General features: G+C 50.4%; 10 protein-coding genes and 1 pseudogene. 7 read left to right on the top strand and 4 right to left on the bottom strand.

What is annotated here, in order from left to right:
- Window positions 1-5: 5 nt before the first annotated feature.
- Both E7Z62_02295 and E7Z62_02290 read right to left on the bottom strand, forming a co-directional pair.
- A pseudogene (locus tag E7Z62_02295) lies at window positions 6-1,838 on the bottom strand (VWA domain-containing protein).
- Between the two features lie 29 nt (window positions 1,839-1,867).
- Window positions 1,868-2,893, bottom strand: a complete 1,026-nt coding sequence (locus tag E7Z62_02290) for a magnesium chelatase ATPase subunit I (GenBank protein ID MBE6521946.1) — start codon at window positions 2,891-2,893, stop codon at window positions 1,868-1,870.
- A 251-nt stretch (window positions 2,894-3,144) separates the two neighbouring features.
- On the opposite strand from E7Z62_02290, the gene E7Z62_02285 reads away from it, so the two are divergent.
- From E7Z62_02285 to E7Z62_02255, 7 genes are all read left to right on the top strand, one after another.
- Complete coding sequence (locus tag E7Z62_02285) at window positions 3,145-4,521, top strand: hypothetical protein (protein ID MBE6521945.1); 1,377 nt, start codon at window positions 3,145-3,147, stop codon at window positions 4,519-4,521.
- A 7-nt stretch (window positions 4,522-4,528) separates the two neighbouring features.
- Window positions 4,529-5,638: an iron ABC transporter permease gene (locus E7Z62_02280; GenBank protein MBE6521944.1), complete on the top strand. Its 1,110-nt coding sequence runs from the start codon at window positions 4,529-4,531 to the stop codon at window positions 5,636-5,638.
- Entirely contained in the window at window positions 5,628-6,695 is a 1,068-nt protein-coding gene (locus E7Z62_02275) for an iron ABC transporter permease (protein ID MBE6521943.1), read from the top strand. Before E7Z62_02280 ends, E7Z62_02275 begins: the two co-directional genes overlap by 11 nt.
- A 24-nt stretch (window positions 6,696-6,719) precedes the next feature.
- The gene (locus tag E7Z62_02270; protein MBE6521942.1) at window positions 6,720-7,487 is read left to right on the top strand and encodes an ABC transporter ATP-binding protein; all 768 of its coding nucleotides are present in this window, start codon (window positions 6,720-6,722) and stop codon (window positions 7,485-7,487) included.
- A 51-nt stretch (window positions 7,488-7,538) separates the two neighbouring features.
- Window positions 7,539-8,147, top strand: coding sequence for a 4Fe-4S dicluster domain-containing protein (locus tag E7Z62_02265; GenBank protein MBE6521941.1), 609 nt, complete (start codon window positions 7,539-7,541; stop codon window positions 8,145-8,147).
- An 81-nt stretch (window positions 8,148-8,228) separates the two neighbouring features.
- On the top strand, window positions 8,229-9,086 hold the full coding sequence (locus E7Z62_02260) for an ABC transporter ATP-binding protein (GenBank protein ID MBE6521940.1): 858 nt from the start codon (window positions 8,229-8,231) through the stop codon (window positions 9,084-9,086).
- Window positions 9,083-9,859 (top strand): ABC transporter, encoded by a 777-nt coding sequence (locus E7Z62_02255; GenBank protein ID MBE6521939.1) that lies wholly within the window; start codon window positions 9,083-9,085, stop codon window positions 9,857-9,859. The genes E7Z62_02260 and E7Z62_02255 overlap by 4 nt, the downstream gene beginning before the upstream one ends.
- Here the strand turns inward: E7Z62_02255 and E7Z62_02250 are convergent, their stop codons facing one another.
- Together E7Z62_02250 and E7Z62_02245 are read right to left on the bottom strand one after the other, a co-directional pair.
- Window positions 9,860-11,134 (bottom strand): hypothetical protein, encoded by a 1,275-nt coding sequence (locus E7Z62_02250; GenBank protein ID MBE6521938.1) that lies wholly within the window; start codon window positions 11,132-11,134, stop codon window positions 9,860-9,862. It lies immediately after the preceding gene.
- Window positions 11,131-13,335, bottom strand: coding sequence for a hypothetical protein (locus E7Z62_02245; protein MBE6521937.1), 2,205 nt, complete (start codon window positions 13,333-13,335; stop codon window positions 11,131-11,133). Before E7Z62_02245 ends, E7Z62_02250 begins: the two co-directional genes overlap by 4 nt.
- Window positions 13,336-13,399 lie beyond the last annotated feature (64 nt).

Genomic DNA, 13,399 nt, shown 5'->3' with positions numbered 1-13,399 from the left:
CCACCTCAGCGGATGACCGCCCTCACACTTTCGGCCAGACGGTCGGCGTTCAAATCCTCCAGACGGAAATATGTGCCTCCCAGGGCCTGCGCCAATCTCTCTGCGTTATCGAACCTTATGAATCCCGCACTCGCATCGATTATTATCCACTTGACCTGCGGAATCGCCATATCCTCTGCCAGTTTCAGGACCTCATCGTTGGCGTTGACTCCCTCTTCCAAGGGAACGTTCGCACGCCCGTCCGTTATCACCACGATATAGCACATCTCCCCCATGTGAGAACGGGAATAGGATGTCATGTACTCGTTGACGGTCACAAGTGCCTCCGACAGGGGCGTCTTCCCTCCGGTCGGCATCTCCTCCAGCTTCCTGTAGCTGTACTCTACGGACCTCGTGGGCGGAAGGATGAGTTCGGCGGAATCGCGCCTGAAGGCCATCATCCCGATCCTGTCCCTCTTGACATAGCTGTCCCTGAGCATTGAGAGTATAGCCCCCTTGACAGCGGACATCCTCTTCCTCACCCCCAAAGAACCGCTGGCATCCACAAGGAAAAGGATAGTACAGCCTGCACGCATCTCGCGGACCTTTTCCCTCACATCCTGTTCCTTTATGTTAATCGCCAATCCTGTATGCTCCCTGCTCCTCTGATAGGGTGCAGCCGCCCTGACGGTGGCATCGAATGCGATGTCGTGCGTCTTCTCGGAAGGTATCCTCGAGCGTGCGTAGCGTCCCGACGAATTCGAACTCTCGACCATCATCCTGCGGCCTTTCTTGGCAGACGTCTTGGATACTTTCCTTCTCCCATCGTTGAGATAGTCAATGACTCTGAATTGGTCCCCAATCTCGAACACCATGTCATCCAGCAGCTGTTGGAAGTCCATGTCCGGCGGAGGCTCCTGCTGCTCCTGTTCGGGCTCCTCGGGCTCATCCTGCTGCTGTTCCTACTCTTCTGGGGGCTAGTCCGGAGGCTCCTCTTGGTCCTCCGGGGGCTCGTCAGGCTCTTGAGGCGGGGGCTCCTGCTGCTGTTCCTGAACATAGTTCCTCCTATGGGCCAGACAGAGCATTGCCGCCTCTTCCACATCCTTTTTCATGACCTCATCGCGGCCGTTGAGGGCTGCCAATGCCTTCGAAGTATTCACCATCGCGATGTCACCGCGATATCCGTCGGCCAAGACCTTGGATGCCAATTCGACAGATACCCCGATCAGATCGTCGGTCATCGTGACCAGCGGCAGGATCTTCTTTGAACGTTCGATATTGGAGGCGAGCTTCTCCTCCTCTTCCGCGTATCTCTCTGTGAACCCTGCTGGATCCCTCTGGAATTCCGAATTCCTTCTGAGAATCTCCGCTTTCTGGGATTCGTCGTCGGGGAACGACGCATATGCGCAGAGATCGAAACGATCCAATACATGAGAGTCGACGTCCGAATCGGAAGGATTCATGGTTGCGATCAATACCGTGTCCACAGCGTATTCCGCAGAGATGCCCTCCCTCTCCAGCACCACACTTCCGTCAATGACCGCGTTCAAAAGCGAAAGCAGCATCCTCTGATCCATCAGATTTACATCGTCCACGTAAAGGATGTTCCCATCCGCCCTGGACAATATCCCCGGCTGCATCACTGCCTTGCCCGATTTTATGGTCCTATCGATATCCATTCCGCCGAACAGCTGTTCCTCGGAGACGTTGACGGGAACGTTGATTATACTCTTCCCCGAGATACGGCCAACGGACCTTGCCAGAACGGTCTTCGCTGTTCCCTGTCCGCCCCTTATCATCACCGTTCTGAGGTTAGGGTTCACCAGGATGCATTGCATGGCCCTCTTGGCATCATCCATGCCGAGGACCGCTGAGAACGGGAACGCCCTCAGATAGACTGGAGGCATCTCTCGAGTTCCTCCGTATCGAACGCGGCCTCCTCGAAAGGCCTGCGCCTCATGCGATGGGACAGCACAAGTGCCGCCACCGCCCTGAGGTCATCCTTGGTGACCTCTTTCCTGCCTTCCAGCGCAGCATTGGCCTTGGCTGCCTTCAGCATCGTAATGTCTGCTCTATGACCGTCGATTCCGAACGAGGTAGTGATCGTTACAATAGCCTTGATGATGGAATCATCGGCAGAGACCTTGAAGACATTCTCACGGGCCTGTGTGAGCCTCTCCATGAGCTTATCTGATTCGTCCTTGCAGGATTTGGTGTACTGGGCGGGATCCATGTCGAATGCGACCCTCCTCTTCACGACTTCCATGCGGACATCCATATCCTTGTCGCCTTTGACATCCACGGACAATCCGAACCTGTCTAAGAGCTGTGGTCTAAGCTCCCCTTCCTCAGGGTTCATGGTCCCGACCAGGATGAAACGTGCGGCGTGGGCGAAAGAAACTCCTTCCCTTTCGACATAGTTGACTCCCATTGCCGCGGAGTCCAAAAGCAGATCGACGATGTGATCGTCCAGGAGATTGACCTCGTCCACATACAGCAGGTTCCCGTTGGCCTGCGCCAATACTCCCGGTTCGAACTTCTTCTCACCGGTCTTCAGGACATGTTCGATGTCCAAGGTTCCTGCTACACGATCCTCCGTAGCGCTCAGAGGGAGCTCCACGACCCTCATACGGTTCTTAGCGACCTGCAGCTGTTTGCCCTGTTTGACCTTCTCAGCACATTCAGGACAGAGGGTATCGGGCTTGTTTGGATCGCAATTGAAGGGGCATCCCTCCACGGTCTCTCTGAAAGGAAGTATCTGCGCCAGAGAACGAACCGTCGTGGATTTTGCTGTACCCTTCTCACCTTTCAGAAGGGCGCCTCCGATGCTTGGATCGACTATGTTGAGGAGAAGGGCCTTTTTCATGTCCTCCTGACCAACTATGGAAACGAACGGGAAGAGAAGTTTGTCCATAATTACACCTCACTGCTGGAGGATAATGGCCATAGGAGATATAAGCCAACTGTTTATCATTTCGCCCTTCATTAAGTAAGTTTAATACTATCAAAAACTGAATACTGGTAACGCAACTTTATCTGTTTCAGAGAATAATTACTAAACGGACACAATTTCCTATTTATAACCTACTCTTAACTAGTTTATAGCGCCAATCGTAAATACATCTTCTTCCAATATGGTGCTGGAATATCTATCCAAGTGATATTATGAATGAGAACACGACTAAAATCATTGCTGTCGTTGTTGTCCTCGTTCTGGTCGTGGCAGGTATCGCCGCCTTCATGATCTTCAACAACGGATCTAACAAAGGCGCGAGCATTGATGCCGCACTCGAAGTCTACGGAAACGCCGACAACGACTACAAGATCGACGAGGCTGACAAGACAGTCATCAACAAGATTATCAAAGGCGAGGATGGCTACACACTCGAGAAGTATCCTCTTGCAGATGCCAACTTTGACGGAAAGGTCGACCAAGATGATTTGGAACAGGTCAATGCAATCCTCAAAGGATACAACACTAAGATCTACCACCTGAACCACACAACGGACACTACTACTTATCCGAGCGGAACATATGTTGCATCCACCAAGTGGCCGGTATCTAAGACGATAGCCAACGGTGCAGCAAACGCGCTCATCATGTATCAGATAACTGGAATTAAGGAAAACATCGTTGGAATTAACTACTCCTCCGGTTCTCCTCCAGACAAGATCATTTGGCCCGATTATGCAGCAATGCCCTCACTTGGTTCCAGTACCATGTACATCGACGAGACACCTCTAGTAGGGTGCCTTGAGGCAAATCCCGGAACCACCTGCGTCCTTACTGCAGATAACAAGGGTTACCTCGACGGAAAGAAGGGACTCTCTGAGAAGGAATTAGAAGAGAGATACAACCTTGATGTCGTAAGGCTGGAGCATGCCACACCCGACCCCGATGACTACTGTTCCGCGCTCTTGCTGATCGGATTCCTCTTCCAGAAGGATACTGCAGCACAGGAAGTAGCTGAGTGGACCACCAAAGTCTACAAGGACCTCGCAAAAAAGACAGACAAGGTCACTGAAAAGGTCAAGGCAACCGGTACCGCATACTACACATATCTATCTGGGCCATCCTCTGACTACACCGCCTACCTCACTCAAGCAGGAGCCATCTACCCCATCTGGTCAGATGCTGGATCCACCATATACTTCGATCAGAGCGATTCTAGGTACGATTCACGTGTATACGAAGATAAGTATCAAGGAGACGTCATAATTGCATACAGGACGGGCTCAGGATTCTTGAAAGCTTCATGGTATGATGATTCGGCAAATTGGAATACCGAAGAAATGCAGAAACAACTTGGTTACTTCAAAAACTTCAAGGCCTATGAGTCCAAGAATGTTTGGCACACATCTGGAGATATGCCGATTGTGGCTCGTGTCCTGTACACTGCCGCTATTCTCTACCCAGATGTGTACTCTTTCGAAGATGCAGACAAACTCCACCAGGAATTCGTCGACAAGTTCATGGGGGGCCTCTATAAGGTCAGTGAACTGGACTTCGTCTTGAGCCAATCTGATATCGAAGCGATGTGAATTCGAAATGTCTGAGGAGTCTATAGAATCGAAAGTTAACAACTACATAGAATCCGAAGACGACCTGGCAGAAGGCTACATCTCTTCTGCCAGGAACAAACTCCTTATCCTTTTATTAATGATTTTAGCAACAATTGTGGTTGCTATTTTCTCTATGACAGTCAATGGCCGTCACTTGAGCTTCATCGAAGTCCTCGAAGTGATCTATAACCACCTATGTGGCGTAGAATATGAGATCTACACAAAGGAATGGTTCGATGACACATACATCTGGGGAAACTCCCTCCCCAGGATGTTATTCACAGTGGTTGCCGCTATCGGATTGGCGATAGCAGGAGCATCAATGCAGAGTCTAATGAACAATCCTTTAGCGGACCCCTACACGGTCGGAGTGTCATCCGGAGCCTGTTTAGGTCTGGCGGTAGCGGTCGTAATCGGCCTTTCTATCAATTATGGAGACAGCCTAACTATTGTCATCTTATCTTTCCTATTTTCTTTGATTCCGATGGCTGTGGTTGTTCTTCTGTCTCCTAAGACAAGGTCATCACCCTCAACACTGATCCTAGCAGGAGTGGCCCTATCATATTTGTTCAACTCACTAAACACATTCCTGCTTGTCACAGTGGACGCGGAGACCCTAACTGTGATCTACACATGGCAAACAGGAACACTGAGTTCCGTGGGTTGGGATGTTCTTCCGGTCGTAATCCTCTTCGTGACCGTAGGTTCATTAGTTGTCACATTCCTGTCCAAACAACTCAACCTCTTGTCTCTAGGCGATGCTAGCGCTACAAGTCTCGGTGTCGATCCAGATAATCTACGTATCATCTGCTTGGTTGCCATAGCGTTTATCGTTGGTGCCATCGTGGGCTGTGCGGGTGTTATTGGTTTTGTAGGTCTGGTAACGCCTCACATAGTGCGCATGGTGATTGGTTCAGATAACCGCTATGTGATTCCCGCAGCATCCTGCCTCGCCATACTTCTGATGCTCTTGGCGGACATGGGATGCAGAGCAGTCTCTGATTACGACAACATACCAATCGGTGCTGCACTTTCGCTGATAGGTGCTCCGATTTTCCTCTACTTGATAATTAGGAAGAATTCCTATGTATGGTGAAGAAGCAGAAGACCGTTATATGGCCAGATCTAGAAGGAGATGGATTGCGATCCTGACCGTAGTGATCATCACCATAGCAATATCGGCATACTCGGTAAGTGTGTTGTCTTTTGGAATATCTTTCGCAGAATCCTGGGAAGTAATTATCAAACATCTTCAGGGGATTGAGCCCAGCAACTATTATGAGCGCATAAGGGACACTCTAATATTCGAAGGTACACTTCCTAGAGTTATCGGTGCCGCCTTTATAGGATGCATTCTTGGAGTTAGTGGAGCTATCATGCAGTACTGCGTGCGCAACCCGTTAGCAGACCCATATACCACAGGAATCTCATCGGCGGCACTTTTCGGTGTAACCATCAGTTTGACACTCGGAATCATACTGCTACCTCTTCCGGACAATTCAGGACTAGTCTTCAACGCATTCGTTTTCTCCATGATTCCCTGCGCTATGATGATAGCGATATCGGTAAAAAGGAAAACAACCCCGACAATGCTGATCCTCATCGGAATCGCAATGATGTATATTTTCTCCGCGTTTACCATGGTTCTGAAATATAATGCGGAACCGGAAGTTCTTCAGCAAATCATAGAATGGAGCATCGGATCAGTCTCCAAAGTGACTTGGGGAGCGATACCTCTGCTCATTCTTTCAGTAGTAATACTTCTGATTCTGACAGTTACCCATTCTAAGAAACTAGATGTTATGTCGGCCGGAGACAACATGGCGATCTCCCTGGGAACGAATCCGAAAAGGACCAGGCTCGTCTGCATGGTCATCGTATCGGCGTGCACCTCCATCGCCGTCAGTTTTTCAGGATCCATCGGATTCGTAGGACTGGTCGTCCCCCATATTTCGAGACTACTTGTAGGTTCGAGAACAAACGCACTGATCCCATGTTCAGCAATAACCGGCGCTTTCCTTCTGGTTGCAGCAGATACTCTTGCCAGGTCATTCGGTGCCGGTCTTCCTGTAGGAGCAGTAACAGCATTAATTGGAAGCCCCGTATTCCTTTATTTCCTGTTCAAAATAAGGACGGGCGGATGGGGAAGATAAGAATCGTAAAAACGAGGAATAATTATGGAATTAAAACTCAATGGTGTTGGATTTTCCTATCCGAGCAAGAAAGTCCTAGAAGGCATCTCCGCAGAATACGAAGGGGCACAGCTTGTTGCAATCCTTGGACCTAACGGGGTCGGTAAATCCACTCTGATTTACTGTATTGATCGTATCCTTAAACCAGAAGGGCATGTATTCATAGACGGGAAAGACTCTTATGATTACCGCATGAAGGAGATGGCCCAGAAGGTCGGGTATGTCCCGTATGCATCGTCCGATATCTTCCCCATGAGTGTAGTAGACGCCGTTCTCCTCGGACGCCATCCCCATAGCAACTGGAAAGCAACAAGAGATGATGTGAGGATTGTATATTCCATGCTGAAGCGCCTAGGCATAGACGACCTGGCAGATTCAAAATTCAACGAACTGAGTGCAGGACAACATCAGAAGGTTATGTTGGCCCGCGGTCTTGTGCAGCAGCCCGAGATCCTCCTTCTAGATGAACCTACTGCAAACCTGGATGTGAAACATCAGCTAGGTGTCACCAAGCTCCTCCGTGACATCTCTCACGAGGACGGCGTCCTTGTAATAATGATATGCCACGACCTGAACATTGCAGCGAAATATGCGGACAGCATCATCATGATGAAGGACGGAAAGATATTCGCCACAGGCAAGCCTGAGGATGTTATAACAAAGGAGAATATAGAAACCGTTTATGATGTCAAGTGCAGTATCATCGAGGATGAAGGGCGCCCACACGTCATCCTGAGGGAAGGGGCACTCTGAGTTTCTGTTCAGATACCGACCCGTTTAAATCCCAAATTTTAATCTATATGCATGGCCAAGACGATAAAGATCGATGAATCCAAATGCGATGGATGCGGGCTTTGCATAGAAGCATGCCATGAAGGCGCACTTGCCCTTGTAAACGGCAAGGCCAAGCTTGTCAGGCCCAATTACTGTGACGGGATGGGAGATTGTCTTCCCGCATGTCCACAGGATGCGATTTCTTTCGTGGATGTCCCATCTGCTTCGATGGTAACTCCATTAATCCAACCAATTGTGATGAATGGTCCAAACATGATGTCTGCCCCTGGAGTACAGTGGCCGATCCAACTTGCTCTCGTATCGCCCAAATCGGACTTCCTCAAAGATACATTGGTTGTTGGAGCAGACTGTACCGCCTTCAAGGTCGACAACTTCAAACAGCAATTCGTCGGAAACGATCCTTTGATCATAGGATGCCCCAAACTCGATGACAGAGCAAGATTTGACAAATTGACAGAGATCTTAAAAGAGAACCCAATCGAAAAGATCAAGGTCATAAGGATGGAAGTCCCTTGCTGCAGTCAACTGACCAGAATTGTGCACGCTTCTATCGAAGCTTCTGGAAAGAACATACCGCTCGAAGAGACTGTCATCGGAAGGGATGGCAGAATCCTCTAAGTAAATTAGGTCTCCCTAACGACGATATGCTCAAATAGAGTTCTGGGGGTTATATCCTACCATTCATCTGAAGTGAGCATAATGGGCGATGTGATAGAGATAAACAATCTCGTGAAGAAGTACGGGGACAAGACGGCCGTTGACGGGATATCATTCTCCGTGCATGACGGTGAGCTGTTCGGTTTCCTGGGCCCCAACGGTGCAGGAAAAACAACCACCGTAAGATGCATCTCCACGCTCACCAACATCACTTCTGGACAGGTCCTGGTGAACGGTGTTGATATCATCAAGGACCAGACTCATGCGAAGCAGTACATCGGAGTCATACAGCAGCAGATCTCCCTTGATAAGGATCTCACCATCCGCGAGAACATGATCTCACATGCGATGTATCACGGCATGGGCAAAAAGGAAAGGGACGAGAGGATCTCTGAACTCACTGAATACTTCGGATTGGGGGAATATCTGGACAAGCCCGTCGATTCATTATCGGGGGGATGGAAGAAGAGGGCGGCCATCGTGTGCGCGATGCTCCATCAGCCCAAGGTCCTGTTCCTGGACGAACCCACGACAGGTCTTGACATCAACGCGAGGCGTCTGCTCTGGGATGTCGTGAAGAGACTGAATGCCACTGGGACCACCATCGTCCTCACCACCCACTACATCGAAGAGGCTCAGGTCCTATGCGACAGGGTCGGCATCATAGATCGCGGAAAGATCATCGCATTGGATACCCCGAGAGCGCTGATTGACAGGACGGGAAAGATGTGCGTAGAGAACCTGGAAGGGAAGAAGACCGTGTACAAGTACTTCAATTCGATGCATGATGCCCAGCAGTATGTTACAGACAATAAGCTAGAGGACGCCGTCATGAGGAGGACGACCCTGGAGGACGTCTTCGTTGAGCTCACCGGTAAATCGGTAGGTGATCAGAGATGACCGAATACGTCAGAAATACAGACTTCTTCCACCAAGTGTATCATGTAGCTTGGTCGGACATCATGTATCTGAAGCACACCTTCTGGAATACACTGATAATGACTATCATGACTCCTCTGCTGTACCTAATCGCCTTCGGGTACGGACTCAGGTCCGGAGAAACGGAGATAGGGGTCTCTTACATTGCATTCGTCATCCCTGGTATCATGGCCCTGACCTCGATGTCCTCGTCATTCTCATCCACATCGGCAAGAATCAACGTTCAGAGACTCTACTACAGGAGCTTCGACGAGATGATGATGTGCCCGCTCAGTAACGCTGCCATCATCTTCGGCAAGAGCATGCTCGGATTCATAAGAGGGATCCTAGGGTGCTTCGTGATGTACGCTCTAGGACTATTCCTGGCCCCGGATCTCGCCCTCACACCTTTAGCTGTCATATGCGTGATCCTGAGCTGCGTCGTATTCTCCATGTTGGGAATGGCAGCTGCATTGATTGCGAAATCACATGCGAGCATGGCAACATTCAACAGCCTGGTCATCCTCCCGATGACATTCCTGTGCGGAACGTTCTTCTCAGTCGACTCCCTGAATATCGTATTCCAGGCCATACTGTACTGTCTGCCGCTCACTCACTCCAGTCTCATGATAAGGGCAGCTTGTCTGCCGGATGCGATCCCGGACTTCCCATGGATATCCTTGGTCGTATTGATCGCATTCGGAATAGCGTTCTTCGCCTTGGACTACTACCTGCTGAAGACCAGGAAGGTTTGATCAGGAACTGCGGACACCGTGGAGTATCTCATCGAGGATGTACAAAGCACCCTGGATGCCGTAAATCGGACGGGGGATCACATCGTCTAGGCCCATTGAGGAGTGACCTATCGGTATACCTATCTTGCATTCGCCGTTGAGCCTCATCGTTGTAGCTGTGATGCCTTCGCAGAGAACTATGTCCGAACCGACCTTAGGTTCGACTCCAAAGGATTGCCCGTAATCAACCGATTCAAGGAACTGCTTGAGCTTCTCGGATTCCGACTGATCCGCACCGGGATCGACATCAACGGCCACCGGTGCTACCGCAAGATAGCTGTACAGCCATTCCGACAGGGGTCTGACGACCGATGCGATGCCTGCCGCAGAGAACTTCAACCCTTTGATGCGGAGGGCGTTATACCTCATACCTACGAACTTCTGATAGATCGTGTCCCTCGCCTTGGAGACTTTCGAGATCGGGATCGATGCATCCTTGCCTGTGACCTCGGCTATCTTCCTGTAGAAAGCCTCGGTGGCATCGAATCCCACAGGCGCCCCAGCTTCCGAACGTATTATCTTCAGACCTTTAGACCGATAGTATTCAGAAAGGTCCTGACATGCTTCCGGACATACCACCACGCAGTACTCAGAATTGACCGAATCCTTGAGACCATCAAGATCCGCTCCAGCACCCGGGACGCATCTTACTTTCAATCCCATGAATTCTATGTTCTCCGTCATCTCGTCTATGGCGGCCTTGAAATCCTTGTCCATTACGGTCATGCCGATCAGATTGACAGTGTCCTTGTCAGTCCTCTCCTTGACCGGGTTAAGATGCTTCATTATCTCCAGCAAAGTATGGTCGTAGCCTTGCGTCATGGGTATGGAGACCAATGATTCGTCCATGAATATGGCCCTGTCCTCCAGACCTGCTTCTCTGATCGCACGTTCATGGTTATCGCCGATGAGCGCGGCACCGGGCGAATTTATTATGACTATCAGACCGGGATCCTTGCTGTCCACAATAGGAAGACCCTCCTCCAACTTATAGTAGGCTCCGTTGATGTAATCGTATTCGTCCAGATATGTAGCGGGGACCCTTGGATATCCGCAGAAGTACGGAATGAAGTAGCTGTCGTTCTCCTCAAGCCTGATCCTCGGGAATACTGCGCTGGAGTAGACCATGAATCTTACTCTGCATCCTCCGGGACCATGAAGGAATGCGACTGCATCGGAGATGCTCTCTACCGCCATCACAGCACCTACGAATCCGTCGGGCAACGTCCTCTTCATTCTAGACTCCCCCTCTTCCAGCCCTCCTCCTCGGGAAGACGAATGATGTTCTCCAGATACTCCGCGTATTCAAGGGTGGGCCTGACACCGAGACCTATCTTTCCCACTCTGGCGAAGCGTATCCCTTCGTTCTGCCTTGCGATATCGGAGATTATAAGATCTGGTTTCAGAGCCCTTATGTCCTCCACGAAGCGATCGGTATCGTATTCTGTGGTTATCATGTCCATATGACGTGACACAAACTCGATCTTCTTCCGTCTAGCGCTCGGCTGAGCAGCGATGAGCGGAAGTTCCGCTCCCAGATCAATCAGGATGTCTATCAGCCAATCCACGTTGAAGGACAGTTTGTTGATGATTATGATCCTCTTGCCCTCAAAACGGGACCTGTGATCCTTAACGAAGGAATCGTACTCGGCTTCTACACGGGCGATCTCCTCCTTGGCCTCCTTGTCCATGCCGACGAGCTTCCCGATACGGTCCAGCCATTCCTCGTAATCATACAATCCTACCGGCAGAGGTATCTGAAGGAGTTCCCTTCCGGTACGATGGCGGATGTGCTCATAGATTTCCCTGTTGTTCGCAGTATCCGTGATAAGCATATCTGTCGACGCACGGCAGAAGTTCTTCACTTTCTCATACTCGGTCTCGTCCAGGAATCTGCAGTTGACCTTCAGTCCGAAACTCCCGAGCATCCTGTCCAATTCCTCGGTATGCTTCTTTGTATGCAGATCAAAGAAAGACGTACCTATGAGATTCACCAGACTCTTCTCCGGTTTTACATCCAGGTCGATATCCTGTACAATGTTGGAGACAGCCATCATGAATCCGTCCGTATATTCGCCGCATATGTCTCCGTCGGCAGGCACGTATTGAATCTCCACCCCGGGATTCTGTTTCATGATCCTGTCTATGACGCTAATGCAATCGTCCCCGATTATTCCCGGCATGCATGTAGTGATGACAGCGATCCTCGTGTGGCCATCAGCTATAGTATCCAGAAGTGCCTTCTCCAGATACTTCACGCCTCCGAAGATGGAGACGGCGTCGTCCATCATTGTGCACCTTATGTTGTGTGTGGGCACGGTCGGGAATATGTCTTTGTCATAGAGCTCCACTATCGCCTTGCTCCTGGACGTATCCATGAAGTACAGGCAGCTCTCAGGTCCGTGCAGCACTACGGCGTAATCCCTTACCTTCATGTATGCAGAAAGGGCACCGTACGCGGCACATGACATCATGATGCGAGAGTCCTTGATCGACCTCTTGCATCCTCCGCATCCGCCGCAAGAATCTCGTGTCGGTGCCGGCGGCTCTCCCGAACGTATCTCCCTTCCAGCGGCCAGATCCGAAAGCTGGTCATCGTTCAATGGTTTGGGATAGACGCAATCCCTCTTCCCTTCCGAAACATCGATGATCCTCTGTGCTATAGAATCGATAGACTCTGATATCTTGGAATCAGGGAACATCTCTCTGACGGTATGTCCGTTCCCTTCCGCTTCGGCAAAGAGCCCGTCCCTGGGAATGACCGCGATTACCTCCGTACCTGTTGCGGATGCGAATCTCCTGACCAGCTCCTCCTCGCCTTCAACTCCGCGCGAATTGAGTATGATACCGATCAAACGAGGAGAGCCCGTATCGAAGTTCCCGAGACCTTTCATGATATTGTTGGCAGCATACATCGCCATGAATTCGCCTGATGTGACCAGAATAATCCCGTCAGCATATTCGCCTCTGAGCGGAACAGCGAATCCTCCACAGACCACATCCCCGAGAACATCGTAGATCTTCATGTCGACATCCAATTCGTCCGCACCCAGCTTCTTCAGGGTATCGAATGTTGTCAGGATACCGCGTCCGGCACAGCCGATACCGGGCTCAGGACCTCCTGCCTCGGTGCAAAGGACCCCGTCCGTACCTGTCATTATGAGATCTTCCAGTTTCCTTTTGCCGATAGGGGTGTTGCGGACATAATCGAGTACGGTCGGCTGCGCCTTACCATTGAGGAGCAACCTGGTAGAATCGTGCTTTGGATCGCATCCTACCTGCATGATCCTCTTGCCTTTCCTTGCCAGGGCGACCGACATGTTGGCAGCCATGGTCGATTTCCCAATACCGCCCTTTCCGTACAATGCGAGCTGATACATCGGCATCAAAACAGGAATCATTACCGAACGATAAATAGCATTGGACGCTACGTCCATTCTATACTCTGGATTGAAGGATAAAACACTCGAATTAACAGCGATAATACGTAAGAATTCCGAC

Source organism: Thermoplasmata archaeon (genome assembly GCA_015063285.1).
Taxonomy (GTDB): Archaea; Thermoplasmatota; Thermoplasmata; order Methanomassiliicoccales; family Methanomethylophilaceae; genus Methanoprimaticola.
Note: the sequence above shows the minus strand (reverse complement) of the source record. Positions and strands in the feature narration are given on the sequence as shown.